Source organism: Kitasatospora gansuensis (assembly GCF_014203705.1).
Taxonomy (GTDB): Bacteria; Actinomycetota; Actinomycetes; order Streptomycetales; family Streptomycetaceae; genus Kitasatospora; species Kitasatospora gansuensis.
In genome coordinates this window covers 1-25,234 of sequence record NZ_JACHJR010000002.1, presented here as the reverse complement: position 1 = coordinate 25,234, position 25,234 = coordinate 1, and the positions used below count along the sequence as shown (strand labels likewise).

Sequence of the window (25,234 nt, the reverse complement as noted above, 5' to 3'; positions counted from 1 at the left end):
GGCGCGGTCCTGGGCGCCGTCGCCGTCGGCGGCCGGCTCCCGGCTCCACCGGATCCGCCGGGCCCCGACATCCTGGTCAGCCATGGGATCAGGAAAGTGGCTTGCTCCGGCGGGTCAGCAGCCCGAGCAGCCCCTTGAAGCGGAACGGGCCCTTGTCCATCTCGAACGACCCGTCGGTGCGCAGCAGCGGCGACCGCTCGATGCTCTTCCCCGAGTAGTTCTCGACGTTGCGGATCCGGGCGCCGGCCGGGTCGGTGAGGTCGATCAGGGCGAACGCGCACCAGTAGGACTTGTCCGACTCCTCGGACAGGGTGCAGGTGACGGTCTGGCCCCGGTGGTCGGTGACGGTGATCTCGGCCTGGTAGGAGCGGAACGACCCGACGCCGTTGGAGACGGCCGAGTACGCGCAGAGCAGGATGTAGCCGTGCCGGTCCAGCCGGCCGATCGTGACGGTCTCGCTGCCGGGGGCGGTGGAGTCACCGCTGTGCAGGAGGTGGGGCGCGGCGGTCAGGCTGCCCAGGGTGCGGTGGTCCACCGCGTCGGTGGTCGCCGCCGCAGCGCTGCTGACGGCCTCGGCGGGCACGTGGAGGGCGAACAGGTCGAGATCCGAGCGTTGCCCGTTCTCGCGGCCCTGCCAGGAGAGGGTGCAGGTGATCTTCGCCTCGGGGTCGGCCTTGGCCAGGCTGATCCGGGCACTGCCGCCCTTGGTGAGGACGACGGGCCGGGACGGACGGGTGCTCAAGGAAGGTCCTCGGGTGACGGGTTGCCGGGCGGAGCCGCCCAGCCTGCCGGTCTCCCCGAAGTCCCCGCAAGTGCCGGCCCTGGCTGCGCGTGCCGGCCGGGCAGAGCGGCGGTGGGTGCGAAGGCCGGGTACCGGGTCAAAGGTGCACGCCGATCAGGTGCCGTCCTCGAATTGGGCGTCGCCCCCTTCACCGCAGGCGTCGCACGTCCACTCGGCGGCCCAGGTGACCGAGCCCTCGGCCGGGCGCTCGGACTGCTGCTGGGCCAGAGCGGCGGGCCGGGTGGCCAGCAGGGTTTCGAGCAGGGCGACTTGTTGGACCGTCAGCTTCTGGTCGGTGCGGGCCTTGTCCTGTTTGCGCAGCCACGCGCCCGGCCGGAACGTGGGGTCGGCCTCGCCGCCGGTGCGGTTGGCCGGGCCGGTGAGGGTGCCGCCGCCGGCGAGGTAGGCGAGCATCCGGCGGTAGGAGCGGTTCCAGTCCGGGTCCAGGCGCCACATCGCGTCCAGCGCGGTGAGCTTCGCGTCCTGAGCGGCCGTCAGCTTGGTGTTCTTGCGCTGGCGCCCGGCCCACGCGCCGACCGCGTGGCCGTCGAGCTTCTCGGCGGCCGGGATGGCCAGGTGCCCGTGGGTCTCGGCCCAGGCCCGGGCGTGGGCGTAGCCGCGGTCCCAGGAGCGGGCGTGCTTGTCCCAGATCATGCCGAGCTGGTCCAGCTCGTGGATGCGGACCGGGGCGAGCAGGCCGGCGCCGCCCAGGTAGCGCTGCCGGTCGAGCCAGGAGATCAGCGCACCGTCCCGCGTCTTGTCCGTCGGGTCGAGGTGACGGTGCCCGGTGTGGAACTCGGCGGCCGTCTGTGGATGCTCGGTCGCCTCCTCCCCCGGCGCCGTACGAGCCCCTACGGTGGCGCCGTGACGATCAGCGGCGCGTCCGGCAGGACAAGCAGCTGGTCCGTATCGGCGGCCCGGACCGAGGGCCGGTCCTGGGACACGGTGTCGATCAGCCAGGGAACCGACGAGACCCCGAACAGCGCAGCTCCGGACCGCCACAGCCACTGCGCCAAGCCACCGACTAGGATTCCTTCCTGACGGCCCGTCATGGGCGCTTGCGTAAACAGGGGTGGATGACATGCCGGACGACATCGAGTGGATGAAGCGTGGGCTGGAGGATCCGGCGATCGAACGAGTGGACCTGCGCATCGACATCCCGCACTCGGCGCGGATGTACGACTTCTGGCTCGGCGGCAAGACGAACTTCCCGCCGGACCGGGCCCTCGGCGAGGCTTTCGAGCAGGCCATCCCCAGCATCAAGGTGATGGCCCGGGAGAACCGCAGGTTCCTCGGCCGCGCGGTGCGCTACCTCGCCGGCGAGGCGGGCATCCGCCAGTTCCTCGACATCGGCACCGGCATCCCCACCGAGGGCAACACCCACGAGGTCGCCCAGACCACGGCCCCGGACAGCCGCGTCGTCTACGTCGACAACGACCCGATCGTGCTCGCCCACGCCCGCGCGCTGATGGACAGCACCGGCTCCGGCCGCACCGCCTACATCCACGCCGACCTGCTGGAACCGGAGAAGATCCTCGCCGACCCGATCCTGACCGGCACCCTGGACCTCGACCAGCCGGTGGGCCTGACGCTGGTGGCCGTCCTCATGCTTGTCGCCGACCATGACGCCCCCTGGGCCAAGGCCCGCGTGCTGATGGACGCCCTGGCCCCCGGCAGCTACGTCGCGATCACCCACCCCGGAGCGGACTTCAACCCGACCGCCATGGCTGCGGTGGTCGAAGCCGCAGCCAAGGGGAACATGACTCTGGTGCCGCGCACCCGCGACGAGGTGGCGCGGTTCTTCGGCGACTGGGAGCTCGTGGACCCGGGGGTCGTTCCCGTCATGGGCTGGCGCCCCGAGGACGGAGAGCCCGCCGACCCCGCCGCCGCCTACTACTGGTCCGGAGTCGCCCGCAAGCGCTGAACCCCACCCAGCCGCTCGAACCGCGTCGGGCGCAGTCGGGTCCTGATCCGGCCGAGGACACCGCGGGCGGCAGGGAGGGCGACTGACAGCGGCCGACTTCAGCGTGCCGTTCTGACGGTCGGTCACAGATGTGCCCCACTGCCTGGGTCACGTCCCCTCCGGGACTCCTTGGTGCGGACCGTCAGGAGGCCGTCTTGTAGCAATCCAGCTGCCGGTTGACTGCCTCAGCGGTCATGGCACCCTTGTGGGTCCAGAACGGAACCCCGCTTTGCACCCCGGGCAGCCCGGCACCGGCTGCTCCCAGCGGATGCCGAGTTCGGTGAGCTGGTCCTGGACGTGGCGCAGCCGCGGGGGCTCGGGGAGGGCTGTGACCCGCCCCGCAGCTGACGCCGCCCGTGGCAGCCGGCGAGAGCGCGCGTCGGCGGCCATCCGCGCCAGGCCGTGGCCCAACAGTGCGGTCCAGCACCGGAACTGATGGCCCGTCACTATACTCGCCGGCGGTGGACGGCACGGCGTCGTGACGTGCCGCCATCTCGAGGTGAGGGGTCCCCATGACCACAAGCACCGAGCGCCCGGTGGCCGACGTGGAGTCCGCCAACATCGCGCGGATCTACGACTACTACCTGGGCGGGCTCTACAACTTCGAGGTGGACCGGCAGAAGGCCGAGCGGATCAGGTCGGTGCTGCCCAGCGTCGAACTGCTCGCGCGCGCGAACCGGGACTGGCTGCGCCGCACCGTGCGGTTCCTGCTCGCGCAGGGCGTGGACCAGTTCGTCGACCTCGCATCCGGGCTGCCCACCATGGGCAACGTGCACGAGGTGGCGCACGCCCGGAACCCGAAGGCCCGGGTGGTGTACGTGGACCACGAGCCCTCGGCCGTGCTGCACGGTGAGGAGATCCTGGCGGACGAGCCGCTGGTGGCGATGGTCGAGGCGGACGGCCGGTTCCCGGAGCGGATCTGGGAGCACCCCCGGGTCCGCGAACTGATCGACCTCAGCCGGCCGGTCGGCATCCTGATGGGCGGCCTGCTGGTGTTCGTCGACGACAAGGACGACCCGGCCGCCCTGGTGGCCCGCTACCGGGACGCCTGCGCGCCCGGGAGCTACCTCGCCATCTCGCACCTCTCCGACGACCTGGCCGACCCGCAGACCCGGACCCAGGTCGGCCGGATGACCGACGCCTACCTCGCCGGCGTGGGCCAGCAGCTCCACGTCCGCCCCAGAGACGTGATCGCGTCCTGGTTCGAGGGCATGGAACTCGTCGAGCCGGGACTGACCCTGATGGCGGACTGGCGCCCCACTCCCGGCCACGCGGTGGACGCCCAGACACCCTCGAAAGCGCTCGGCTACGGCGCGACCGCCCGGATGCCCTGACCCGGGCGCCAAAAGCACCCGCCCACGGTGGGGCGGTGGGGCACCCGCCGCCGTGGGGCGAGGCGGGTGCCCCACCGCCCCACCAGCTCCGCCCACTGCGGCGGCCTCCCGCCGGTGAGCACCCGGCGGACGTCCACCGACAGTCGGGGGCCGGCCTGGGGCAGTAGGTGGCGGTGACGGTGGCTTTGCCATGGTCAGGGCTGAGGGCAGGGGTGCGGTCCGGGACGGCCGCTGTGAAGCGCACGGCCGACGCGCTCGCCCGGTTGGCGCCGGCTCAGCGCGCCGGGCGGTAGGTCGCGATGATCACCCCGCTGCTGGTCGGCTGGGCGCTCACCAGCTCCAGCTTCTTCAGCGCGCTGCCGTCGGCGAACAGCTTCTTGCGGCCCTCGCCGGCCACCACCGGGTGGATCAGCAGCACCAGCTCGTCCAACAGGTCCAGCTCCAGCAGCGAGCGCACCAGCGTCGGGCTGCCCGCCACCGTGATGTCCTTGCCCTCGCCCGCCTTGAGCTCGTTGACCGCAGCCGCCAGGTCGCCCTTGAGCAGCGTGCTGTTCGCCCAGTCGTCGACGCTGTCCAGCGTCGAGGAGACGACGTGCTTGGGCGAGTCGTTGATCCACTTCGCGAAACCGGCGTCCTCACCGTCGGTCACCGTCGGCCAGTACCCGGCCCACTCGGTGAACGTCACCCGGCCCAGCAGGATCGTGTCGGCCGACTCCAGCGTGCCGGCCAGCGCCGCTCCCATCTCCTCGTCGAACGCGAACTGCCACTCGTTCGGCGACTGGGCGACACCGTCGAGCGAGACGAACAGACCCGAGACAACCTTGCGCATGATTCCTCCACGATGAGTCCGGGGTCCTGCGCCCGCCCCTGGCGGGGCGGGCCGACCCCGGTCGGCTACGTCATGGACACTAGGCGGGCGCCAGGGGTGCGGTCTTGTACAGAAGCGACAGCGGCTCCGCCGTGTCCCGGGCGCTCAGCTCGGTGGCCGTGCGCCCGACGTACCGCTTCAACGACCGTGCCAGGTGCGGCTGGTCGAAGTACCCCAGGCGGTGCACGACCTCCTGGGCCGGCGCCCCCTCCTGGATCAGCACCGCGGCCTGGCGGGCGCGGTGGATCTGCCGCACCGCGCCCTGGGTCAGGCCGGTCGCCGCGACGAACCGCCGCTGCAGGGTACGGTCCGAGAGGTCCGGGCAGGCGCCGCCGAGGACGGCGGGCACCACCGGGTCCAGGTCCACGATGCCCTCGCGCACCATCCGCAGCACGAACGCCTCGGCATTGTCGTAACCGGGCACGTGCCAGGCGGAGCCCTTCAGCCACAAGGAGCGCCGCGTCACGTCGGGGATCGCCACGTTGCCGCCCACCAGCCGGCTGACCGGGATGTGCGGCATCGACGTACCCAGCGCGAAGCTGATCCCGAAGAAGGCGGCGTCCCCGGGCACCGGCGCCCAGGACGCCTTCGCCTCCGGCCCCAGCACGGCCGCCTGCACCTGACCGTGCTGCTCCCAGAACACCAGCTCCCAGTGCGACGTCGCGACCGACATCATCCGGCCGACGTCCTCGCTGCGACTGCGCCACACCCGCTCGACGTACGCCAGCTCCGACGGCCGGCTCTCGATCACCAGACCCAACCCACTCCCCCTCACACACACCGCTCTCGCGATTGTCAGTCTGGCACCCCCACCGGACAACACTCCCGCCCGGGACGCCCAGGCGCAGCGGACCGGGACCGGCGGCCGAGGCTGCGAAGTGGCGGCCCGATGGATTGCCAGGCGACTTCGACCGGTCAGAGCAGGTAGGGGTACAGCTCCACCCGGTCCGCTTCGACGCTGATCTCCACCCAGGCGCTGTCGGGCGGTGGCGGTGAGCCGATCTCGAACAGCACCCGCGAGTCACCCATCTCAAGGACAGCGGCGCCGTCCTCGGTGAGCTGGAGCCGTCCTCGCAAGACGACGCGGCCGGCCTCCTCGCGCACCCCTGGCTCGGCAAGCGCGGCCGACCGCGTGTTCCGGCCCCAGAGGACGTCTTCGTCGACGGTCCATTCGACATGGTGCCGGCCCGCCGCGCTGTCCAGGTCACCGCGCCACACCACCACGGCGCTGCCGACGGGCGTGTGGGCTCGGACCCTCGGCAAACCCGACGGACCCAGCGGCAGCAACTCGGTACGCACCAGCACACCCCGATCATCCACCCGCCCGGCCGGTGCGGTCAGGAGCAGCCGGGGCAGGACGGTCGAGATCTCTTGGCAATCGGCCAGGATCACCTGCTGGCCCGTCTCATCGAACTTGCCCGCGTCTCACCGGACTTTGACCGGCACCCCGACCGCGCAGCTCGGCCTGGCCCGCTGGAAGATCCGGCGCCACCAGGGCTGTGCTGCCCGACGCACCGGAGCCTCGGTGACAGCGGGACCGGTCCGTCCCTCGATCGGGGTGTCCCATTCGATCAGGGCAGCGGGGAACCAGGTGACGGGCTTGGTGTCACCGCGGGCGTTGGCCCAGGCGGCCACGCGTACGGCGGCTTCCCGGCTGGGCAGCAGGCCACGGTCGTCGTCGGCCGCCACGCCGAGCTCGCGCACACCGTCCTCGTACAGGTTGTTGCAGAGCCAGCTGTGCAGCAGGCCGAGGTCATAGCCGAGCACCTCCCAGCCCAGCTCCCGCCCGCCCTCGGCCACCTCCCGGACGGGCAGGCCGGCCCGGCGGTCGAGGTGCGCGAGCAGCACCGGCTCGTCCGTACCGGCGGCGAGAATGTCGGCGGTGAAGCCACCGGCATGGTCGGAGGGCACCAGCAGGGCGTACAGGCGTGCGCCCACAGGCACCTGGACCGGCAGGCAGGCCGCCAGCGCCTCCGGGACGGTACCGAACCAGCAGTCGTCCTCCGGAAGCCGGTCGATCAGGCAGTCGGACGCCGTGGTCAGCCCCGCCGCCCGAGGCAGGCCCGAGCCATCGAGCGACTCAGGCACCGCGACGAAGTAGCCGCCCAGCAACATCCCACCGGGCACATCACCGTCGGGAGAAAGACTCTCGATCATGCCCGCACCGTACCTGACCTGCGATGTCGAACTCCGATGAGACGAATCCACGGCAGTCGAACTCCGATGTCCGCTCGTACACGTCACCGGGCAGCGGGCCGGAGCGCCCGTAGCCCACGTCGCTTCCCCGGATTTCCTTCATGCTCGGCTCGATGCCCTGGATCTCGTTCCACGGGCAGGGACCAGCGTCCCGGCGATCGGCGCCGCGACTCCCCAGTGCCCCACGAAGAGGACCAGCACCGCAGCGGCGAGTACGCCGTTGCCCGTCGAGACCAGTACCGCACGAAGGCGCCACTGGGCCGGCAAGCGGCACGGGGCCGGTCGTAGTCGGAGCCCATGCCGGACCCGAGGTCTCCACGGCCACAAGGTCAACTACACTCCGCACACCACTGCGGACATGACGTCAGCGGGGGCGGCGGGGGTACCCTGCCCCGGACCAAGACGAGGCGCAGCCCGGTGCTGGTGGTCAGCTTCGGCGGCGACCGGCTCGATCACAACGACAGGACCATCTGTGGCAACTGACTACGACGCTCCGCGCAAGACCGACGAGGACAGCTCGACCGACAGCATCGAGGAGCTGAAGGCCCACCGCAGCGACAAGGCGGCCTCCGCCATCGACGCCGTCGACGCCCTGGAAGCCGCCGACGGATCGGAGCTGCCCGGCGCCGACCTCTCCGGCGAGGAACTCACCGTCGCCGTCCAGCCCATGCTGAACGACGAGTTCACCTGCGCCAACTGCTTCCTCGTCCACCACCGCAGCAGGCTCGCCCGCCTCAAGAACAACCAGCCGATCTGCAACGACTGCGACTGACCACCCGCCCGACGGGCCCCCGGGCCCGGGCGCTGTCGCCCACCGGCGCCGGCCGCAAGCGGCTGACGGAGACCGACGCCGGCCTGCCGCCCGTGCCTGGCGCAGGGCGGCGAAGTCGGCCGGGTCGCGCCGAGCCTGCCCCCGGCCGAGGCCGACCTGGCCGAGGAGCCTCGGGTCGACTCCCTCGGCCGGGGCAGGCCCGGGATGATCCGGGTCCGGCCGTACGCGAGGCCAGGTAGGCGAGGCGGACGGCCAAAGGTGTGCGGCTCCGCCCGGGAGCGCGCTCGGTCAGGATCCAGCGGCCGTGCCGCTCCGCGACCAGGCGGGCAGGGGCCGGACGACGACCCCGGGGTGTTCAGCGGGCCGGTTGCAGCCGGTGGATCCGGTCGAGGCTGCCGGTCAGGAGGTCCTCGTGCGTGAGGGCGAAGTCGCCGTTGGGCAGCGGCTCGGAGCCGAAGTGCCTGCCCACGACGGTGTCGGGGAGGAAGTCGTAGAGCTGCCCGGGCATGCCGGCGGGGTAGTTCACGGGCGTGCCCCAGCCGGCTGGGGCTTCGTCGGAGCCGAAGACCACCCAGTGGTCGGCCACGACGGGGGTGTCCGTCGCCGGCACGCCGCCCGTGTGGCAGTCCAGGGCCGGGGCGGTGAGCACGTCCGGGTCCAGGGGCCGGTACCAGAGCAGCAGCGGACTGGCCTTCTTCGCCTCGGCGTTGTCGAAGCAGCAGAGCACGATGGTGTGCTCGGGGTAGTGGTCGGCGTAGAACCGCAGCAGCTCGGGGTCGATGCCGGGGCGTTTGCGCGCGGGCACCTGGGCCAGCGCGGCCGGAATCTGTGTCGCGTCCTCGGCGAGCAGCACCGTGTAGATGTCGTGGTCGAACACCTGGACCGAGCGCGGGGTGCTCGCCGACCGCGTCCGCTCGTGAAGCTGCCCGGGCGGGCGGACCGCGTCCACCATGCGGGACAGGATGTCGGTGCAGCCGCCTGCGGAGAGGAAGTTCTCGGGGCTCATGGAGCGGCCGGGCAGGTGGAGCAGCATCGCGTTGGCACCGGCGGAGAGATTCACCGCCGTGTTCTGGTAGCCCAGGACGTGGATCACCCCGTGCTGCGGGTGGCGCCGACGCCCGGTGTACAGCGTGGTGCCGGAGAACTCTGCCCGGTTCGTCGAGACGCACATGGGCTCAACCTAGTGGCGGCAGCGGGGTTTTCGGGATCGGTCGGGTCGTCGGCCCGGCGCCGCGGAACGAGGCCGCAGTACCGCTCCCGGGGGGGCGGCCGGATCGGTAGCTCGCCTTGACCTCCTCGAAGAGCCGGTCGGCCTTGCCGGTGCGGCCGCTGGTCGCCTCGGCCTCGAAGCCCGCCGGGTCGGTGCCCGGGACGTGGCCGGAGGTGGTGCGGAAGCCCCAGGGCGGTGGCGCGTGCGAGAGAGGTTTCGCCCGGCCCATCGGGGTCAGACGCACCGGGTCGAACCCGTCGGACCGAGCCGAAGGAGAGCACCCGGTGACCGTCCTTTCGCGCCTGCCCGGCGCCTTCGAACACGAGTGGAACCGGCAGCTGCGGGCCCACGAGCCGTACGGCGTCCGGGGCGGACCGGCCGAGGACGAGCGCGGCCGGCTGCTGCGCTCCGGACGCCGCCCGCGCAACGCCGCCTGAGCATCGCTGCCTGACGCCGCATCAGGGCGCGCGCCCGCCTGCCCGCCCGAGAGGAGGGAACCCCCGCCGTGCAGATCTGGACCGTCCTGCGCCCGCTCGCGGCGGCTGCCGCCGTCCTGGTGGTGCTGCTGGTGGTGGACCGCGTGGTGCAGCGCGGCCTGCGCCGGCTCACGGCCGCGGGCCTGGTGCTCGGCGTGGCGGCCCAGAGAACCCTGGGCAACGTCTTCGCCGGCCTCCAGCCGGCCTTCAGCGACATGGTCGGGATCGACGACGTGGTGGTCGTGGCCGGGGAGTGGGGCACGGTCGAGGAGATCACCCTCACCTGCGTCGCGATCGCCACCTGGGACCAGCGGCGGATCGTCATGCCGGTCTCGTACTTCGTCGCCAAGCCCTTCGAGAACTGGTCCCGCCGCGGCCCCGGCATCACCGGCACCGCCCTGCTCCACCTCGACCACAGCACGCCGGTGGGCGAACTGCGGGCCGAGTTCGAACGGCGGCTGGCCGAACACAAGCTCTGGGACGGCGTCGGCCGGGCCCTCCAGGTGGTCGACACCACGCCCAGCACCATCGTGGTCCGGGCCCTGATGACCGCCCGCAACGCCGACGACGCCTTCGAACTGCGCTGCTGGGCCCGGGAAGAACTGATCCGCTACCTCCGCTACCTCCGCCACCACCACCCCGCCGCCCTGCCCCGCCTCGCCCTCGCCCAGGCCCCGGAGCCGCCTGACGGCTGACGGTGCGTCACCATCGCCCCGGGAGCTCGGCGGTGTTGCGTTCCCTGCAGGAGTCGGGGCCGCGCGGCAGCCGGCCCCGCAGGGCACGGGATGCCTGCTTCGTGAGCAACGGCGCTCAGCCACTTGACCGTTGGGGGCGGACGGTGAAACCGTCCACAGGTGGTCAATACTGCGGGGGAATCGATTTCGGCCCGACCGGAGGACCGCGGCGCGTCCGTTCTGCGCTTCGCGGTGGAACTCGTCGCGTGGGTGGCGACGCCCTGGGCGTTGGCCGGCCACTCCTGGCTGCTTGCCGCACTGTCCGTGGTGCTCCTGGTCGGTCTTCCCACGTGCTTCTCCACTCCGGGTGACAAAGCACAGGTGATCATCGCGGTACCGGGCTGGGTGACGATCCTTCTGGTGCTGCTCCAGCTCGCCGCGGCCGTGGCCTCCGCGTGGCTGGCCTGGCCTGTGTGGGCGGCCGGCCCCGTGACCCTGCTGGCCGCCGCGACTGTGGTCACGGAGCGCCGGCGCTGGCGGTGGCTGCTCTCCGGCGGATCGACGCGTCACCCAGGGCACTCGTCCGCCGGCTGAAGCGCTCCGTCGGAGCCCGGGCGCCGGGCTGACGGACCGGCAGCCCGCCGGGGCTGTCCCCGGTGTCCCGGCCCGTACGGCGCAAGCGGCCTGGGGCCGTCCCGGCGGTCTGCTCCTGGGTGCCGGGCCCGGTTCCAGGATCTGCGGCATGGCGACACGACTCGTGCAGATCACCATGAAGGCCCGGGACGACTCCGCGCTCGGCCGGTTCTGGGCGCAGGCGCTCGGCTGGGGTGTCGACAGCGAGGGGCCCGGCGTGACCAACCTCGAACCCGTGGGCTTCGTCTGCCCCGACCCCGTGGCCGTCTGCGTCGACATCGTCGCCGGCCCGGAGCCCAAGACGGTGAAGAACCGGGTGCACCTCGATCTGGCCACCACCTCGACCGCCCGTCAGACGGAGCTGGTCGCGCGCCTGAAGGACCTCGGCGCGACGCTCGCCGACGTGGGTCAGGGCGACGTCCCCTGGACGGTCATGTCCGACCCGGAGGGCAGCGAGTTCTGCCTCCTGACCCCTCGCTGACCCCGGTCACGGCACCGGCGCGGCGGCCGGTGCCGTGACCGGGAAGGTTCGCCGGGATCGGTTCAGGGCGACGGAGGACGCGGTTCCCGCTCTCCCGTCCCGCCGTCGGGCACCTTCTCGAACTCGATCACCAGCGATCCCCAGCGGCGCATCCTGGTGCCGGGGGCGGGAGTCTGGGCGGTGACCACCCAGACTCCGGGCCAGGTCAGTGCCCCGACCGGTGGGCCGTCCGGATCGGCGGCGGCGAGGGCCACGCCGGCTTCCGACGCGACTGTGCGGGCATCGGTCACGGTCAGCCCGACGGTGTCGGGAACCGTCACCTCGCGAGCGGTGCTCGGTCCCATCCAGCTCATGTCGCCCTCCCTGCGGGCAGCATCGCGCTGATCTGCGGCAGAGGGAAGACCCCGGCCCACCCCGCTGAACCTTCGCGGACACAGCGCCAGGACCCAACAGCCCGGCCTGGGAACGATCCTGACGGACCGTCCGATACTGATCCGCAGTCGGCCGGAGAGCGCGCGGGCGGTGAGGGGCCGGCCGCCCCGGCCCCTCACCGGCGTCAGCGCGCCGTTCGGGCGGCCGCCACCACGGCCGCGGCCAGCTGGTCGTTCTCCGGTGCGCCGCCGGAGGGCGGGAAGGTGAACCGCCGCCGGGTGTAGCCGTACGCCACGCCGCTCGCCGGGTCGGCGAAGCCCTGTGCGCCGGCCACCCCGGGGTGGCCGAAGGCGTTCGCGCCGAGGAACGGGTAGCGCAGGCCCGAAGTCTCGAAGCCCAGCGCGAAGTTGTCCACCGAGCCGGTCACCAGGTCGGTGCCCGGGTAGTGCAGGGTGGTGAACTCGGTGACGGTCTCCGGCTTCAGCAGCGGGCCCAGGCCGCCGAGGCCGCTGATCGCCGCCGCGTACATCCCGGCGACACCGCGGGCGCTGCCCACGCCGCCGGCCGAGGCCGGGCCCTTGGCCCGGGTCTCCCGCCGGTTGACGAAGTCCACCAGGTCGGTGCGCAGGTTGAAGGAGGTCGCGAACAGGCCGTCCTTGCCGGGCAGCGGCTGCGCCGCGAAGGCGGCCAGCTGATCCGGTGTCGGCTCGGCCCGCTGCAGGCTGACGAAGCGCGGCTCCAACTCCTCGGGCAGCCCGAGGAACAGGTCCAGGCCGTACGGCGCGCGGATCCGCTCCTCGTACAGCTCCTGCAGGGTGCGCCCGGTGGCCCGCAGCACCACCTCGCCGGTCAGCGCGCCGATCACGGTGGCGTGGTAGCCGTGCGCGGTGCCGGGCTCCCAGTAGGGCTTGTGCGCGGCCAGCCGCCCGGCGACCAGCCGGTCGTCCGCCAGTTCCTGCGCCGTGAACCCGCCCTCCACCGAGATCGCCCCGGCCCGGTGCGCCAGCAGCTCGCGCAGGGTCAGCCGGCCCTTGCCCTCGGCGGCGAACTCCGGCCAGTACGAGGCCACTTCGCGGTCCAGTTCGAGCACGCCGTCCTGCACCAGCAGGGCGACCAGCAGGTGTGCGGCGCCCTTGGTCACCGAGTAGACGCCGGTCAGGCTCTCCCGTTCGACGCCCTGGGACCACAGGTCGACCACCAGCCGCCCGTCCAGGTACGCGGCGAGCTGCGCGCCCGGCTCGGCCGGCTCCTCGGCGAGGAAGGCCTCGAACTCCTCCCGGACGCCCTCGAACCCCTCGGCGACCGTCCCGTTCACAGACATGGCTGACCCCTCGTCAATCGCTGGTTGCCCGATCAACAACGTGGTTCCGCCGAACTATTCCGGCTCACGGCCCCTGCCGGCGCCCCGGCCGCGGGCTCCCGGCGGCCCGGGTGCCGACGGCATCGTCGGACGAGTCCGTCAGTTCGCCGGGCCCGCCCCGGCAGCGGCCAGGGCCCGGCGGCGACACCGGGACATGCGCAGGACGGAATGAGCAGTTCTACTCAGGCCCGGCCACCCCGTCCTCTTCCTCACCGCCACCGTGTCGGCCGCCCTCGTCAACGCCGCCTTCCTCGGACGGCTCGTCAGCAGGTACCGTCTGGGCGCGCGCGACCCCCGGGCCACCAGGTAGTCAAGGCCCCCGGCCGGCCCGGGTGTTCTCCGGTCAGGGCCGGGGCGGGACAAGCAGGCGGCGGCCGGCGCTGGCGCCGCCGTCGACGAAGACGCCGGCTCCGGTCATGTAGGCGAAGTCGTCCGCCGCCAGGCCCAGGACCGCCTGGGCGATGTCCTCGGGTGAGGCGATGCGGTGCAGCCCGTCGACGTTCTGCTCGCCCAGCCACGCCCTCGCGGCGGTCCAGGTCGCGTCGTCCATCCCCGGCGGCCGTACCAGCGCGGTGTCCGTGGTGCCCGGCATGATCGCGTTGACCCGGATGCCGTCGCGGCCGTAGTCGAGCGCGGCGGCCTGCACCAGGCCCTGGACCGCGCGCTTGCCCGCCGAGTACGCCGCGCCCTGCGGCCGGGCCACCTCGACGGCGGAGGACGAGGTCACGATCACCACCCCGCCACCGCGCGCCAGCAGGTGGGGGATCTGGTACTTCATCGACAGGAACACGCCCCGCGCGTTGGTCGCCATCACGTCGTCGAAGGTGTCGGTGCCCAGTTCGTGCAGCCGGGCGGTGCGGCTGATGCCCGCGTTGTTGAAGGCGATGTCCAGGCCGCCGAACGAGTCGACGGTCTGCCGGACGAAGTTCTCCACGTCCTTCTCGACCCGGACGTCCGCCCGGACGTAGCGGGCGGTGCCGCCCGCCCGGCGGATCTCGCGCTCCACCTGGGCCCCGAGCTCGGCCCGCCGCCCGCAGAAGCCGACCGCGGCGCCCTGGGCGGCGAAGGCCAGCGCGGTGGCGCGGCCGATCCCCGAGGTGGCCCCGGTGATGGCCACCACCTTCCCCGCGAAACGTCCTCGCGGCACGGTACGTGCCCCGGACGCGGCGGCGGTGGGTGCGGCGGCCAGTCCTGCCGCGCCGAGCAGGCCGGCCGCGCCGGCGAGTACGGCGCGGCGTCCGGGGCCGCCCGGGGAATGTGCCGACGGAGCGTCAGAATGCCGGTGGGGGCTGGAGTTTGACTGGGTGCGGTGGTGGTCTGTCATGTCTCGAAGCCTGGCGGACGGCCGCCGGCCGCCGGATCGGCCTTCCGGTCCGGGGTTTCGGCCGATCGGTCGCCGCGCTCTCCTCCTCGGGGAGGAGGCCGCAGCCTTGGTCCCGGCCGCGGTCGGAACCGCTCTGCCCGAGCCCCGCCGCACGCTGCCCGGCCGGAGCGCTCCGGTGGGCCGGTCGTCGCGCTCCGGCCTCGCCGACCTGGTGGATGCGCGAACTCAGTTGCTCCTCAGCCCAGTTGGCGTCCACGCGCAGGTCGAACCAGAGCCGGTCGCGCCGGCCCTCGGGCCGGTCCGGCCCGACCGCGGCCCAGCTGAGTGCGCTGACCGGCAGTACGAACGGCACCGCGACGCCCGCCCAGGTGACGGCAATGCGCTGTTCGTCCTCAAGTCTCGCTCAACACAGGCTCCTTGAAGCCCGGCTGGGCCTAGCCTGCGGGGAGGGCTGTGCCATCGGGCGGCACCGTACGGGGAGGACAGCGGTATGAGGAGTCCGGTTGGACGACTGGGGGCGAAGCTGGTCGCTTTCGCCCGGCTGTTCCGCAAGCCGAAGGGCGGGCCGTACTCCCCGGACGCCGACAACTACCGGCAGTCCAGCCGGCTGCCATGGCCCTGACCCCCGCGCAGTACGCCAGGAGGGCCGGGGCAGCCCGGGCGAGCCCGGGCACCGCGTGCCGGACGGCCGGGCAGGACAGCCGGGTGGCAGAGCCGGACCGGAGCAGCGGAACGGTGGGCGGCACCGGCCCGTGACGGGCATCGGACCGGTCCGGGGCCGGCTCAGCGGGGCCGTTCGACGGCGCAGGTGGCCCTCCGGTTTCCCCCTGTCGAGGCGTGGTCGCGGCTCGGCTGTCCCGACGCGCTGCAGTCGATCGTCAGCGACGGCGCCGAGTACGGGAACTGGAGCCCCGCCTTCGCCGACCCGGAGGAGGTCATCGCCACGAGGATCGTCGCCGAGGCCGCCCGTCTGCTCGCCGGGCCCTGGCCGCCGCTCTCCTGATCCGGCGCACCGCCGGGGCATCTCCGTCGGAGCCGGTCGGGCCTGTCCCGCAGACGGAAAACCCGACGCTGCCCGTCAGGCCTCGGCGCGGGGCCCGGAGGCCGCGGTCGGCGTCAGCGGTGCCGTCCGGCGAGGAGTTCGTCCAGCGGGACCAGGGTGCCGTCGCCGTCGGTGCGCCGCCACAGCTGGACGCCGTCGCCGGGGCGCAGCTGGTGGCTGTTCTCCCAGCCGGTGATGGTCAGTTCGGCCAGGCGTTGGGCGTTGACGCGGTTGCGGCCGAGTGAGGCGCTGGCGAGGTCGGGGTGGGGTTGGCCGTGGCCGTCGTCGGCGTGGAGGTACCAGCGTTCGTAGGGGCTGTAGCGGCCCTGGGCGTCCGGGGGGCTGAGGTGCTTGGACAGGTGCCAGGTGCGGCCCTGGTGGACGGTGGTGGCGTTGCCGGCGGTGTGGCCGGTCCAGGTGAGGTGGGACTTCCAGGGCACTGCGGGGTCTCCTTCGGTGCGGTACGGGCGGTGGGACGCCGGCCGGTACCGCCGTGCGTCGGCGGGCGCGCGGGCCCGCGTCGGCGTTGCGGCCTGATCGGCACCGCACTCCCCCGCAGTGTCTCCTTTCACCGCCGCTGACACGAAATCCGTGCCCGGGGAACGGCGGTCGGCCGCCCGGGCCGGGGGCCGGGTGTGAGCTGAGCCGGCGTCATCTTCCCTTGGGTTCCTTGGCCTGCGCCGCTGTCGGGAGCTGTTGACACGTGTGCTGGACGGGCACTAAAACTCACACTGTACAGATTGAGCTGGTGCCGCCCCTCCCGCGCTTCGCCTCGCCCCGAAAGAGGGCCCCTTCGCCATGTCCGCACCCGTAGTGACCTCCCGCCCGCCCACGGCCACCGGCCGGCCCCGGCGCGGCTCCCGTTCCGGCTGGACCGTGATGCTGCTGCTGTCGGTGGCGATCACCGGCTACTCCGTCGGCCAGTACGCGGCCGGCAGCCTGCAGGACCTCGCCGCCGGCCGGGTCGGCCTCGCGCCGACCTACGCGCAGCGGCCCCTCGCGGTCCAGGTGGCCTTCTACGTCCACATCGTCACCGCCGGGGCGGCCCTGGCCGTGGGCCCGTTCCAGTTCGTCCGCGCGATCCGGCGCCGCCTGCCCCGCGTGCACCGCTGGATCGGGCGCGCCTACGTGGCCGCCGTCGGGCTGGGCTCGGTGGCGGCGCTGGTGATGTCGTTCTTCAACTCCGTGGCGTTCGCCGGGTTCTTCGGCTTCGGCAGCCTCGCCGTGCTCTGGGGGTGGACCACCTACCGCGGCTACCGGGCCGCCCGCCAGGGCGACTTCGCCGCGCACCAAGCCTGGATGATCCGCAGCTTCGCCCTGACCTTCGCGGCGCCGACCCTGCGGCTCTGGTTCGGCGTGCTGATCCTGCTCCAGGTGCTGGCGGGGCGGGCCGCCGGGGGCGACGTGGACCACATGGTCGCCCAGGCCTACGCCGCGGTCCCGTTCCTGTGCTGGCTGCCCAACATCGTCGTCGCCGAACTGATGATCCGCCGCCGCGGCCTCCCGGGCCTGCGCTTCGTCACGCCGTAGCCCGTGGCCGCCCACCGCAAGGGCCGCGGGAGCGGGTGGCCGCCCCGGATCCGTCCGTGCCAGGATCCGTACATGACCCAGCCCACCCGCCGCACCCGCACCACCTACCACCACGGCGACCTGCGGGCGGCACTGATCACAGCGGGCATCGAACTGGCCCGCACCGGCGGGCCGGAGGCGGTGGTCCTGCGCGAGGTCACCCGCCTCGTCGGGGTCGCCCCCAACTCCGCGTACGGCCACTTCAAGACCCTGGCCGCACTGAAGGCGGCGGTGGCCAAACAGGCCCTGTGCGAGCTGGGAGCGGCCATGGCGGCCCATGTCGCGGCCGTCCCCGAGCCCCCTGGGCCGCGCGCGGCGGCCGTGTTCCACCTGGGCGAAGTCGGCCGCGCGTACGTGCGGTTCGCGCTCGAGGAGCCGGGACTGTTCCGGACCGCCATGGACGGCAACCCCTCGGGGGTCGGCACCCCGGGATCGGCCGGCCACCAGCCGGCCCCCGACGCCCAGGGGCAGCCGCAGCCCGACGCGATCCTCCTGGCGGCGCTCGAGCGGCTGACCGGGGCGGGAATCCTGCCGCCGCAGGAGACCGGCGCGGCGGTGACGGCCAGCTGGGCCACCGTGCACGGGCTGGCCACCATCCTCGTCAACCTCCAGCCCGGCCTCTCGGCCGCCGAACGGGACGCGGCGATCGACAACGGCCTGCGCGTCCTGCTGCTGGGGGTCACGGCACTCGGCTAGGAACTTCCGCAACCGTTGTTCCCGGGTGCGGTTGCCGTTCGGCTCTCGTGCGGGCGTACGACGCCGGCCGGGCGGGCATGTGCCGGAAGTGTGTGCCTGCGGCCATGGTGCTGACGCAGTGCGGTCGTTCCGCTACGGTGACGGCACATGTGAATCGCGGGAAGGGCGGAGTCCATGAGCGGACAGGACGCGGGACCGGGCGGCGCGCCACAGCCGCGGCTCTGCCCGGCGTGCGGCGGCCGCCGGGTGACGGACAAGACCCGGCACACCCACGACATCGACCCCGGCACCGGCACCCTGACCCAGCGGGTCGAACACCACACCTCGGCGTGCGAACGGTGCGGCGGATCAGGGACGTGGGCCTGATGCGCCTGCTCTTCGAATGCCTCGAGTGCGGCACCCACTACCTGCCGCCGGAGGACCTGCGCTACGGCGACGGCTCGCCGGCCAGCCCCGTGTGGTGCAGCCCCTGCCAGGAACTGATGGCCCGCCACAAGATCGCCGAGCCGCAGCCGGCCGCGGCGATCGCACTGGCGGCCGCCCGGCAGGCACTGCAGGCCGCCCTCGCGGCGCAGGCCGCCCGCGCCGAAACCCCCGCCGCAAACCCGCGGCCGACCCGGCCCGCCAGGACCCGCCGCTCCACGGCCGGCCCCTCCCGGACCCGGGAACGCTCCCGCCTCCACTGAACGGACCGCGCCGTGCCGTCCCGTACGGCGCAGCGGGGCGGTCGTTCGGCGGCAGTGGTGTCAACGTCCGTGCGGTGAGGCCGAGTTGCCCGGTTCACCCTGGGGGCACGGCTTCGGCACCCGGGCCTTGGCCTGCTTCGCTAGGCCGTTGCCCGGCGGACCCGGTAGTTCCAGCGCGTCAGTGCCTGGACGACGGTTGCCGCGCCGGTGGGGTTGGCGCTGTGGACGAAGACCGTTCCGATGTCGAAGGGCTGTCCGTGGAAGGCGGCTTCCTCCAGGAGGGTCACCACGGGCAGGATGTTGTCGTCGCCGCCGAGATCGTGGTCGAGCCAGAGTTCGTCGATGTAGCCGTCGCGGTGCTCCCGGAGGAGCTGGATGCCGTCGCGGCTCGTGCGGGCGATCCGGGTGGCTCTGGGGAGCGGCCGGAGGTCGTCGATGCCGAGGATGACGGGCATCGGCGCGGCTGGGTCCTCGTTCATCCGGTCATCATCGCAGCGGGCCGGGCCGCGAAATGCCCGGGGGCGGCCGGTACTTGGCGGGCAGCCCGGGGTGGGGGGTCGCGGGCCGAGAGCGGTGAGGGCGTCGGCGAGGCGGGCGACGTGCCGAGAGACCCTTCGCATGGTCTCGGCCGCGACGGCGGCACAGTCCTCCGCCAGGGCATCGGGCCCAGGCGCCGCAGGTCGGCCCAGGCGCCCTCGTGATCACCGTGCAGGTATCGCTGCAGGTGGGAAGTCACCGGCGCAGCCTGCCCGAGGCCGGTGTTCCGGGGCGAGGGAGCAGCGGCACGGTTTCCCCTTGGACTCGCTGTCTTCCAAACGGTTGACTGGGGGCGGCACCCGCATCGACCGGTCCGGAGGAGAGCTGTGGAGGACCCTCAGTTCGCTGTCCTGCTGACCGACGCCTCGGCCGGCGGGCCAGCGGCCCTGCGAGCGGTCGTCGCGGTCACCAACCTGAGCCTGTGGCACAGCCGACAACTGCTGGACCGTGCGCCCGTCACCGCACGCGAGGACATCCCCTTCGCCGACGCCGAGGCAGCCGCCCGGCGGCTGCGCCAGGCCGGCGTGCCCGCCGCCGTCCGGTGCGACTGGTGCCGGCGTACCCTGCCCGACGACGAAACCCCCGTCGGCCCCGGCCCGTGCGCCTCCCGGTACTGGCCCACCGCCCACTGCCAGGCCAACTCCCTCACCAGCTGCGGCTGCGAGTTCTGCACCGCCTACGGGCCCCTGCCCGGCCACACCACCCACTCGGGAACCTGAACACCCACAGGCCGCGGACGGCGCAGGGCCGGCGGCCGCGCCGTGGAACCGCGCTCCCCGGGGCGGCGTCTGTCCGCCGGGGGCGCGGTCAACGGAGGGGCACCGAATGCTTGTGGCCATGGTGACGCTCGTTGTGCTGTGCCCGTTGGCGGCTTGGTGGCCCTCGGTCCGGCGGCGGGGCCTACGAGAGACGGTTGCCGCCCTGCTGCTCGTGTGCGCGGTCACGGCCGGGTGCCTGGCGAGCCGCGTCCTGCAGCTCCGGCAAGGGCAGCACGACGTCCTTTTGGCAGCAATCCTGCTGCCGGTCCCGCTGGTGCTGACCGGCTTGGTGATGGATGCACGGCACGCGAAGGCCGGGCACCGTGAACCGCCGGTGATCGGGACGGCGAGCGTCGTCGTGTTCACCCTCTACCCGATGATCGCGTGCCTGTGGGCGGGTGCCTTGTACTGGACCGGAAGCCGGGCCGAGCAGATCCCTGGCATCGAGCAGCTGTCCCTCCCCGCCGGGCTCTCCACCGAAGACGGATCCCAGAGCTGCGCAACGGGACTCTGCAGAGCCACCTACTACGTCTCCAGCCCGGCCGAACCGGATCTCAGCGCGGTCTACGCGCAGTTGCGCTCACACCTCGACCACGGCTGGGACCTCGACTCACACGGGCGGGACTGCCACCCCACCGAGTGGATCACGGACCGCACCCTGCTCTGTGTGCAACTGCAGCCATGGTCCAACCCCGCCGGTGTCTCCCTGAAAATGGAATACGTCCAACCCGGGCAGAACCCCTGGCCCGGAAGCGCCGACTGACCGCTCCTCAGCCGGCCTTCCGGAGATGGATTTCCGGGCAGGCGCGGAGCGGCCTGGACGGTGGGCAGCGGTCGAGCTGCTGCTGTCGGGGCCCCCGGGGCGGGTCAGCCCGGCAGGAGGCGGGCCGCGGTGTCGCGGAGCCAGGTGCGTTCGGTGGAGACGATGCGGTGCAGGGTGCGGGAGGCGAGGGCGGTGCGCTGGGCGGTGCGGCGGCGTTCGCGGTCGTAGGCGCGCAGGGCGGCCGGGAGGGCCAAGCGGCCGTGGTGGGTGACGGCGCGGGTGAGGGCTTCGGCGTCGAGGAGGGCGGTGCAGGCGCCCTGGCCGAGGTTGGGGGTCATGGCGTGGGCCGCATCGCCGACCAGGGCGACCTTGCCGGCCTGGCCGGCGTGGACGAAGGTGGGCAGGGCGGGGAAGAGGTGGCGCATCTCGTAACGCAGCCACGTCGCGGGGTCGCCGCGCTCCAGGATGCGGGGGATGGGGTCGTGCCAGCCCTCGAAGAGGGCGCGCAGGCCGGCCGCGTCGGTGCCCTCGGGGACGGCGGCGTACCAGTTGGTGCGGCCCGCCTCGATGGGGGTCAGGCCGAAGAAGCGGCCCCGGCCCCAGGTCTCGCCGTGCACGGCGCTGTCGAGGTCGGCGATGCCGATCCAGGCGACCGAGCCCACCTTCCGCGGGCCGCTTCCGCTGCCGAACCACGCCTCCCGCACCGCGCTGTTGATGCCGTCGGCGCCGACGACCAGGTCGTACCCGTCCGCCAGCGCGGCCGGGTCGGTGACGTTCTCGCCGAGGCGGACGGTGACCTCGCCCAGGGCGTCCAGCCGGGCCAGCAGCGCGTCGATCAGGTAGGGCCGGGAGATCAGCAGTTCGGGGCGGCCCGCCTTGCGTTCGAGGCGCTCCAGCGGGAGCTGGGCCAGCACCCGCCCGCCTGGGGTGCGGACCTGCGCGGATCGGTAGGGCACCGCGCGGGCGCGCACCGCCTCGCCCACGCCGAGCCGCTCCAGGGCGTCCTGCGCACCGGGGTGGAGAGCGAAACGCGGTGCCGTAGCACTCCACTTCGGTGCGGCGCTCGCGCACCGTCACCCCGCCAGCCCGCCCGGCGCAGCCCGATCGCCGTCGCCAGCCCGCCCACTCCCGCGCCCACCACAACGGCCGTACCCGTCATCACACGCCCCCGGTCGCCGGGTCCGCCCAGCAGCGGACCACCACAGATGTGGTACCACGGCTGGGGTATCGTGGTCAACGAACCGACCGAAAGAAGGAAGTTGACGGTGACTGGGAACCGCCGGGATCTGCTGCGCGACGCCGCGATCGAGGTCCTGGCCGCCGCGGGCGGAACGAGGACTGACGCACCGGGCCGTGGACGCGGCCGCCGCCGTGCCGCCGGGCACCGCGAAGAACTACTTCCCCACCCGGGACGCCCTGCTGCGCGCCGCGGCCGAGCGCTGCGTCGAGCAGTACCGCCGGGTGACCGCGGAACTGACGGCCGGCCGGGCCGGACCCACGGATCGTGAGGGCCTGGCGGCCCTGCTCGGCGCACTGCTGCGCGACGTCGCGGGCCCCGGCCGCCCCCGCATGCTCGCCTACCTGGAACTGCAGAACGAGGCGGCCCGCCGCAGCGAACTCGCCGCCGTCCTCGACCCGATCGCGGCCGCGGACTTCACGGGCTTCGAACACGCCCAAGCGCCTGGCGGGCTGCCCGTCACCGTGCAGCGGCCGCCGCCGTCACCCTCGCCCTGCACGCCGCCATCCCCCACCTGCTCACCGGCGGCCCCGCCACCCTGGCCCACGCCGGCCTCGATGACCCCGACCGGTTCGTCCGCGGCCTCCTGGACGCCGTGTACCCGCCACCGTGACGGCCCGTCAGTACGGGGTGTCGAAGCAGTAGGTCTCCGTCCACGCGGACGCCCCGTACTGGTTGGCCGCCCGCAGCGCGATGCAGACGTGGTCGCCGGAGTACGGGCCGGTGAGGTGGTAGCTGGTGCCCGAGGTCGAGTAGACGGTGTTCACCTTCCTGGTCTGGTTGTCGTACCGGACGTCGTAGCGGGTCGCGTCCGGCTGCGCGGACCACGTCATGGTGAGCGGCATGTCGCAGGCCCCGACGCAGCCGTGGTCGAAGGTCGCGTTGTAGCCCGGCATCGCCGCAGGCGGCGAACCCTGGGGCGGGGGCGGAGGTGTGGGGGTCGGCGTGGGGGCCGGCGTGGTCCTGGGCGCGGGCGCCGGCGCCGCGGTGTTCCCGCCCGGCGTACCGCCACCGCCGCCCGCGGCGTTTCCGGTGCCCCCGGCGCTTCCTGACGTGCTGCCGGTGCTCTTGCCGCCGCCGGTTGTGCCGCCGGCCGCGCCGCCCGACGACCCGTCGGTGCCGCCCGTCGGCGGCGGCTCGGTGACGGGCGCGCTGCCCGACGCCTGGGGCGCCGGCGACGGGGGCGGCGGCGTGGTGGCCGTGGGGCTGCCCGGGTCGGCGGACGCCGTCGGTGCGGTGGGCGTCACCGACACCGCCGAGCCGGTGGGGCTTGTGCCCGTCGGGCCCAGGCCCTGCGGGGTGCCGCCGCCCGGGGCCAGCGCGACGGTGACGGCCGTGCCGACGGCAACGGCGACGACGGCTGCCAGCGCGATCGGCGCCCGGCGCCGCCGGGGCGGGCGTTCGACGTGGTTGCGCTCCGTCGGGGTACGCGGCGGGGACGGAATCTCGGTGTCGCCCGCGTGCCGGATCAGCACCGCCAGGCCGCTGCGGTCCAGGGTCTCCTCCCCCAGGCCCAGCATCGCGCCCAGCTGCCCGGGGGTCGGCCGCTCACCCGGGTCCTTGGCCAGACAGCGGCGGACCGCACCGGCCAGGTCCGCCGGGACCTGCTCGAGGTCCGGCTCCTCGTGCACGATCCGGAACCCGAACGCGAAGGAGTCCGTCTGCCCGAACGGATGCTCCCCCGTCGCCGCGAAGGCCAGCACCAGCCCCAGCGCGAACACGTCGGCCGCCGCCGTGACCCGCCCCCGCACCTGCAGCTGCTCCGGCGCCATGAACTGGGGCGTGCCCAGCACCCCCGTCTGCGTCAGAGTGGTCACCGCCGCACCCCGCGCGATCCCGAAGTCGATCAGCCTCGGCCCGTCCGCCCCCAGCAGGATGTTGCCGGGCTTGACGTCCCGGTGCACCAGCCCCGCCGCGTGGATCGCACCCAGCGCCTGGGCCAGGCGCACCCCCAGCGCCCGCACCGACACGACGTCCAGAGGCCCGTGCTCGGCGATGACCGCGTTCAGCGTCGGACCCGGCACGTACTCGGTCGCCAGCCACGGCTGCTCGGCGTCCACGTCATGGTCCACGATCGCCGCGAAGTACGGCCCCGACATCGCCCGCGTCGCGGTCACCTCCCGCCGGAACCGGGCGATGAAGTCACCGTTCTGCGTCAACTCCTCATTGATCACCTTCACCGCGACCAGAACCTCACCCAGCCGCCCGAGGTAGACCCGCCCCATACCGCCCGCCCCGAGCACACCGAGCAGCTCGTACGGGCCCACCCGCCGCGGATCACCGTCCTGGAGCGCCTTCACCACGCCACCCCCGGCACGGTCGCCGCAGGCACGAGCAGCCCGCCGGGCAGCACAGTCAGCATGTCTGTCTCACGTTCGGCAGAAGGGGAAGGGTTTCGCGGACACGGCCCCGGACGCCTCGCCGGCGCGGGCTCCGACGGGCCGCCGCCGCGATGATGGCCACCCCACCACCCACAGCACCAGGCCACGGGCACCGGCCATTGATGGCCGGTCCCACCCAAGAGCCCGGCCGCCGGCCACACCGGGCAGGACCGACACAGGACCAGACGACGCGGCATCAGATGACACAGCGGTCCGCCGGCGCAGCGGTCCGCCGGCGCAGCGGTCCGGCGGAGCGGCGGTCCGGCGGCGCGCGGCCGCGGCGGTCCACCGGCGCCGGGCGGGCGGGAATCCCGGTGACGCGGCATCAGGTGACGCAGCGCTCCGGCGGAGCGGCGGTCCGGCGGAGCGGCGGTCCGGCGGAGCGGCGGAGCGGCGGTCCACCGGCGCGGGGCGGGCGGGAATCCCGGTGACGCGGCGGCGGTGCGTCTGGGATAAAGGCCCCACACACCCGCCCGATCCCGTGAGGCCTCCCGTGACGATCACCTGGCGCAGAGTCGGCGAACCGGACTTCCCGCAACTGAGGCAGTGGCTCCTGCAGCCCCATGTCGCCCGCTGGTGGAACCACGACACCTCACCCGAGGCGATCGCCCGCCACTTCGCACCGGCCGTCCGGGGCGAGGAGCCCTCGGAGGACTTCCTCGTCGCCCTCGACGGAGCCCCGGTCGCCCTGGTCCAGCGGTGCCGGCTCGCCGACTACCCCCAGTACCTCGGCGAACTCGCCTCCCAGACCGAGATCCCCGACCAGGCGATCACCCTCGACTACCTCATCGGCGACCCCCGGCTGACCGGCCAAGGACTCGGCACCCGCATCATCGAGGCGATCATCACGGCCACCTGGACCGACCACCCCGACGCGCAGAGCATCGTCATCCCCGTCCACCGCGCCAACCGGGCCTCCTGGCGGATGCTGGAGAAAGCCGGACTCCACCGCTGCGCCGAGGCATCCCTGGAGCCCGACAACCCCGCCGACGACCGCCTGCACTTCATCTACCGGACCGACCGCCCCACCCACTGACCACTCCCCCGGCCCGCCACGACCGGCTCCCGGTGGCACCCAACACACGGGCGGCCGCTCCAGGCCGGCTGCGCGCGGGGAGATC

At 73.4% G+C, this 25,234-nt stretch carries 30 protein-coding genes and 4 pseudogenes; 17 read left to right on the top strand and 17 right to left on the bottom strand.

Annotation, left to right across the window (positions count from 1 at the left end; translation table 11 throughout):
- Positions 1 to 88 precede the first annotated feature (88 nt).
- The 4 genes and pseudogenes from F4556_RS37210 to F4556_RS37200 form a co-directional block, all read right to left on the bottom strand.
- Positions 89 to 742, bottom strand: coding sequence for a TerD family protein (locus F4556_RS37210; RefSeq protein ID WP_184925896.1), 654 nt, complete (start codon positions 740 to 742; stop codon positions 89 to 91).
- A 153-nt stretch (positions 743 to 895) separates the two neighbouring features.
- A complete protein-coding gene (locus F4556_RS37205; protein WP_184925894.1) occupies positions 896 to 1,435 on the bottom strand; it encodes a helicase associated domain-containing protein in 540 nt (179 codons plus the stop codon).
- A pseudogene (locus F4556_RS39840) lies at positions 1,436 to 1,579 on the bottom strand (helicase associated domain-containing protein); the annotation flags it as partial.
- 53 nt (positions 1,580 to 1,632) lie between these two features.
- Positions 1,633 to 1,833, bottom strand: a complete 201-nt coding sequence (locus F4556_RS37200) for a hypothetical protein (protein WP_184925892.1) — start codon at positions 1,831 to 1,833, stop codon at positions 1,633 to 1,635.
- A gap of 29 nt (positions 1,834 to 1,862) precedes the next feature.
- On the opposite strand from F4556_RS37200, the gene F4556_RS37195 reads away from it, so the two are divergent.
- Entirely contained in the window at positions 1,863 to 2,705 is an 843-nt protein-coding gene (locus tag F4556_RS37195; RefSeq protein WP_246512048.1) for an SAM-dependent methyltransferase, read from the top strand.
- Between the two features lie 551 nt (positions 2,706 to 3,256).
- A complete protein-coding gene (locus tag F4556_RS37190) occupies positions 3,257 to 4,078 on the top strand; it encodes an SAM-dependent methyltransferase (RefSeq protein ID WP_184925890.1) in 822 nt (273 codons plus the stop codon).
- Positions 4,079 to 4,352: 274 nt separating this feature from the next.
- On the opposite strand, the gene F4556_RS37185 is transcribed toward F4556_RS37190, so the two are convergent.
- The 4 genes from F4556_RS37185 to F4556_RS37170 all read right to left on the bottom strand — a co-directional run bounded on the left by F4556_RS37185 (position 4,353) and on the right by F4556_RS37170 (position 7,103).
- Entirely contained in the window at positions 4,353 to 4,907 is a 555-nt protein-coding gene (locus tag F4556_RS37185; RefSeq protein WP_184925888.1) for a dihydrofolate reductase family protein, read from the bottom strand.
- Between the two features lie 79 nt (positions 4,908 to 4,986).
- Positions 4,987 to 5,697: a helix-turn-helix domain-containing protein gene (locus F4556_RS37180; protein ID WP_313069337.1), complete on the bottom strand. Its 711-nt coding sequence runs from the start codon at positions 5,695 to 5,697 to the stop codon at positions 4,987 to 4,989.
- Positions 5,698 to 5,861: 164 nt separating this feature from the next.
- Positions 5,862 to 6,338, bottom strand: coding sequence for a hypothetical protein (locus F4556_RS37175; protein WP_313069336.1), 477 nt, complete (start codon positions 6,336 to 6,338; stop codon positions 5,862 to 5,864).
- Positions 6,339 to 6,371: 33 nt separating this feature from the next.
- The gene (locus F4556_RS37170) at positions 6,372 to 7,103 is read right to left on the bottom strand and encodes a hypothetical protein (RefSeq protein WP_184925884.1); all 732 of its coding nucleotides are present in this window, start codon (positions 7,101 to 7,103) and stop codon (positions 6,372 to 6,374) included.
- Positions 7,104 to 7,614: 511 nt separating this feature from the next.
- Here F4556_RS37170 and F4556_RS37165 point away from each other — a divergent pair.
- Entirely contained in the window at positions 7,615 to 7,914 is a 300-nt protein-coding gene (locus tag F4556_RS37165; RefSeq protein ID WP_184925881.1) for a DUF4193 domain-containing protein, read from the top strand.
- Positions 7,915 to 8,269: 355 nt separating this feature from the next.
- Here F4556_RS37165 and F4556_RS37160 read toward each other — a convergent pair whose 3' ends face one another.
- Complete coding sequence (locus tag F4556_RS37160) at positions 8,270 to 9,085, bottom strand: hypothetical protein (protein ID WP_184925878.1); 816 nt, start codon at positions 9,083 to 9,085, stop codon at positions 8,270 to 8,272.
- A gap of 4 nt (positions 9,086 to 9,089) precedes the next feature.
- Complete coding sequence (locus F4556_RS37155; RefSeq protein ID WP_184925875.1) at positions 9,090 to 9,368, bottom strand: hypothetical protein; 279 nt, start codon at positions 9,366 to 9,368, stop codon at positions 9,090 to 9,092.
- Between the two features lie 40 nt (positions 9,369 to 9,408).
- On the opposite strand from F4556_RS37155, the gene F4556_RS37150 reads away from it, so the two are divergent.
- The 4 genes and pseudogenes from F4556_RS37150 to F4556_RS37135 all read left to right on the top strand — a co-directional run.
- On the top strand, positions 9,409 to 9,561 hold the full coding sequence (locus tag F4556_RS37150; RefSeq protein ID WP_184925872.1) for a hypothetical protein: 153 nt from the start codon (positions 9,409 to 9,411) through the stop codon (positions 9,559 to 9,561).
- Between the two features lie 68 nt (positions 9,562 to 9,629).
- A complete protein-coding gene (locus F4556_RS37145; RefSeq protein WP_313069335.1) occupies positions 9,630 to 10,295 on the top strand; it encodes a mechanosensitive ion channel family protein in 666 nt (221 codons plus the stop codon).
- Positions 10,296 to 10,454: 159 nt separating this feature from the next.
- Positions 10,455 to 10,868, top strand: coding sequence for a hypothetical protein (locus F4556_RS37140; RefSeq protein ID WP_184925869.1), 414 nt, complete (start codon positions 10,455 to 10,457; stop codon positions 10,866 to 10,868).
- A gap of 148 nt (positions 10,869 to 11,016) precedes the next feature.
- Positions 11,017 to 11,385, top strand: a pseudogene (locus F4556_RS37135) (VOC family protein); the annotation flags it as partial.
- A 65-nt stretch (positions 11,386 to 11,450) separates the two neighbouring features.
- Here the strand turns inward: F4556_RS37135 and F4556_RS37130 are convergent.
- From F4556_RS37130 to F4556_RS37120, 3 genes are all read right to left on the bottom strand, one after another.
- Positions 11,451 to 11,741 carry a PASTA domain-containing protein gene (locus F4556_RS37130; protein WP_184925862.1) on the bottom strand — a complete coding sequence of 97 codons (291 nt, stop codon included), beginning with the start codon at positions 11,739 to 11,741 and terminating at the stop codon, positions 11,451 to 11,453.
- 203 nt (positions 11,742 to 11,944) lie between these two features.
- Positions 11,945 to 13,081, bottom strand: coding sequence for a serine hydrolase domain-containing protein (locus F4556_RS37125; protein WP_184910451.1), 1,137 nt, complete (start codon positions 13,079 to 13,081; stop codon positions 11,945 to 11,947).
- 382 nt (positions 13,082 to 13,463) lie between these two features.
- Positions 13,464 to 14,267 (bottom strand): SDR family NAD(P)-dependent oxidoreductase, encoded by an 804-nt coding sequence (locus F4556_RS37120; protein WP_313068080.1) that lies wholly within the window; start codon positions 14,265 to 14,267, stop codon positions 13,464 to 13,466.
- Between the two features lie 667 nt (positions 14,268 to 14,934).
- Between F4556_RS37120 and F4556_RS39290 the strand changes: the two genes are divergently transcribed.
- Entirely contained in the window at positions 14,935 to 15,066 is a 132-nt protein-coding gene (locus F4556_RS39290; RefSeq protein WP_281403623.1) for a hypothetical protein, read from the top strand.
- 186 nt (positions 15,067 to 15,252) lie between these two features.
- A complete protein-coding gene (locus F4556_RS37115; protein ID WP_184910453.1) occupies positions 15,253 to 15,447 on the top strand; it encodes a hypothetical protein in 195 nt (64 codons plus the stop codon).
- A gap of 113 nt (positions 15,448 to 15,560) precedes the next feature.
- Here the strand turns inward: F4556_RS37115 and F4556_RS37110 are convergent, their stop codons facing one another.
- Positions 15,561 to 15,926, bottom strand: a complete 366-nt coding sequence (locus tag F4556_RS37110; protein WP_184910455.1) for a hypothetical protein — start codon at positions 15,924 to 15,926, stop codon at positions 15,561 to 15,563.
- A 358-nt stretch (positions 15,927 to 16,284) separates the two neighbouring features.
- Here F4556_RS37110 and F4556_RS37105 point away from each other — a divergent pair, with 358 nt between their 5' ends.
- The 4 genes from F4556_RS37105 to F4556_RS37090 all read left to right on the top strand — a co-directional run bounded on the left by F4556_RS37105 (position 16,285) and on the right by F4556_RS37090 (position 18,437).
- Complete coding sequence (locus F4556_RS37105; RefSeq protein WP_184924096.1) at positions 16,285 to 17,016, top strand: DUF2306 domain-containing protein; 732 nt, start codon at positions 16,285 to 16,287, stop codon at positions 17,014 to 17,016.
- Positions 17,017 to 17,088: 72 nt separating this feature from the next.
- Complete coding sequence (locus F4556_RS37100) at positions 17,089 to 17,751, top strand: TetR/AcrR family transcriptional regulator (protein WP_184910457.1); 663 nt, start codon at positions 17,089 to 17,091, stop codon at positions 17,749 to 17,751.
- Between the two features lie 174 nt (positions 17,752 to 17,925).
- Positions 17,926 to 18,117, top strand: a complete 192-nt coding sequence (locus tag F4556_RS37095; RefSeq protein WP_184910459.1) for a hypothetical protein — start codon at positions 17,926 to 17,928, stop codon at positions 18,115 to 18,117.
- Positions 18,117 to 18,437: a hypothetical protein gene (locus F4556_RS37090; protein ID WP_184924094.1), complete on the top strand. Its 321-nt coding sequence runs from the start codon at positions 18,117 to 18,119 to the stop codon at positions 18,435 to 18,437. The genes F4556_RS37095 and F4556_RS37090 overlap by 1 nt, the downstream gene beginning before the upstream one ends.
- Positions 18,438 to 18,577: 140 nt before the next feature.
- Here F4556_RS37090 and F4556_RS37085 read toward each other — a convergent pair whose 3' ends face one another.
- Positions 18,578 to 18,916: a cyclic-phosphate processing receiver domain-containing protein gene (locus F4556_RS37085; protein WP_184924092.1), complete on the bottom strand. Its 339-nt coding sequence runs from the start codon at positions 18,914 to 18,916 to the stop codon at positions 18,578 to 18,580.
- 384 nt (positions 18,917 to 19,300) lie between these two features.
- Here F4556_RS37085 and F4556_RS37080 point away from each other — a divergent pair, with 384 nt between their 5' ends.
- Positions 19,301 to 19,693, top strand: a complete 393-nt coding sequence (locus F4556_RS37080) for a ribosomal protein L7/L12 (RefSeq protein ID WP_184910461.1) — start codon at positions 19,301 to 19,303, stop codon at positions 19,691 to 19,693.
- A gap of 118 nt (positions 19,694 to 19,811) precedes the next feature.
- On the top strand, positions 19,812 to 20,495 hold the full coding sequence (locus F4556_RS37075; RefSeq protein ID WP_184924090.1) for a hypothetical protein: 684 nt from the start codon (positions 19,812 to 19,814) through the stop codon (positions 20,493 to 20,495).
- 104 nt (positions 20,496 to 20,599) lie between these two features.
- Here the strand turns inward: F4556_RS37075 and F4556_RS37070 are convergent.
- Positions 20,600 to 21,654, bottom strand: a pseudogene (locus F4556_RS37070) (FAD-dependent oxidoreductase).
- 106 nt (positions 21,655 to 21,760) lie between these two features.
- Here F4556_RS37070 and F4556_RS38885 point away from each other — a divergent pair.
- Positions 21,761 to 22,345, top strand: a pseudogene (locus F4556_RS38885) (TetR/AcrR family transcriptional regulator).
- Positions 22,346 to 22,352: 7 nt separating this feature from the next.
- Here the strand turns inward: F4556_RS38885 and F4556_RS37065 are convergent.
- A complete protein-coding gene (locus F4556_RS37065) occupies positions 22,353 to 24,032 on the bottom strand; it encodes a serine/threonine-protein kinase (protein WP_184925857.1) in 1,680 nt (559 codons plus the stop codon).
- Positions 24,033 to 24,606: 574 nt separating this feature from the next.
- On the opposite strand from F4556_RS37065, the gene F4556_RS38880 reads away from it, so the two are divergent.
- Entirely contained in the window at positions 24,607 to 25,149 is a 543-nt protein-coding gene (locus F4556_RS38880; protein ID WP_184910473.1) for a GNAT family N-acetyltransferase, read from the top strand.
- Positions 25,150 to 25,234 lie beyond the last annotated feature (85 nt).

Excerpts from the sequence above, each read along its gene's own strand:
- F4556_RS37100 (WP_184910457.1), top strand. The coding sequence starts at position 17,089 with ATGACCCAGCCCACCCGCCGCACCCGCACCACCTACCACCACGGCGAC.
- F4556_RS37170 (WP_184925884.1), bottom strand. The coding sequence starts at position 7,103 with ATGATCGAGAGTCTTTCTCCCGACGGTGATGTGCCCGGTGGGATGTTG.
- F4556_RS39290 (WP_281403623.1), top strand. The coding sequence starts at position 14,935 with ATGAGGAGTCCGGTTGGACGACTGGGGGCGAAGCTGGTCGCTTTCGCC.
- F4556_RS37185 (WP_184925888.1), bottom strand. The coding sequence starts at position 4,907 with ATGCGCAAGGTTGTCTCGGGTCTGTTCGTCTCGCTCGACGGTGTCGCC.
- F4556_RS37130 (WP_184925862.1), bottom strand. The coding sequence starts at position 11,741 with ATGAGCTGGATGGGACCGAGCACCGCTCGCGAGGTGACGGTTCCCGAC.
- F4556_RS37085 (WP_184924092.1), bottom strand. The coding sequence starts at position 18,916 with ATGAACGAGGACCCAGCCGCGCCGATGCCCGTCATCCTCGGCATCGAC.
- F4556_RS37090 (WP_184924094.1), top strand. The coding sequence starts at position 18,117 with ATGCGCCTGCTCTTCGAATGCCTCGAGTGCGGCACCCACTACCTGCCG.
- F4556_RS37160 (WP_184925878.1), bottom strand. The coding sequence starts at position 9,085 with ATGTGCGTCTCGACGAACCGGGCAGAGTTCTCCGGCACCACGCTGTAC.
- F4556_RS37190 (WP_184925890.1), top strand. The coding sequence starts at position 3,257 with ATGACCACAAGCACCGAGCGCCCGGTGGCCGACGTGGAGTCCGCCAAC.
- F4556_RS37095 (WP_184910459.1), top strand. The coding sequence starts at position 17,926 with ATGAGCGGACAGGACGCGGGACCGGGCGGCGCGCCACAGCCGCGGCTC.
- F4556_RS37105 (WP_184924096.1), top strand. The coding sequence starts at position 16,285 with ATGTCCGCACCCGTAGTGACCTCCCGCCCGCCCACGGCCACCGGCCGG.
- F4556_RS37125 (WP_184910451.1), bottom strand. The coding sequence starts at position 13,081 with ATGTCTGTGAACGGGACGGTCGCCGAGGGGTTCGAGGGCGTCCGGGAG.
- F4556_RS37195 (WP_246512048.1), top strand. The coding sequence starts at position 1,863 with ATGCCGGACGACATCGAGTGGATGAAGCGTGGGCTGGAGGATCCGGCG.
- F4556_RS37200 (WP_184925892.1), bottom strand. The coding sequence starts at position 1,833 with ATGACGGGCCGTCAGGAAGGAATCCTAGTCGGTGGCTTGGCGCAGTGG.
- F4556_RS37075 (WP_184924090.1), top strand. The coding sequence starts at position 19,812 with ATGGTGACGCTCGTTGTGCTGTGCCCGTTGGCGGCTTGGTGGCCCTCG.
- F4556_RS37205 (WP_184925894.1), bottom strand. The coding sequence starts at position 1,435 with ATGATCTGGGACAAGCACGCCCGCTCCTGGGACCGCGGCTACGCCCAC.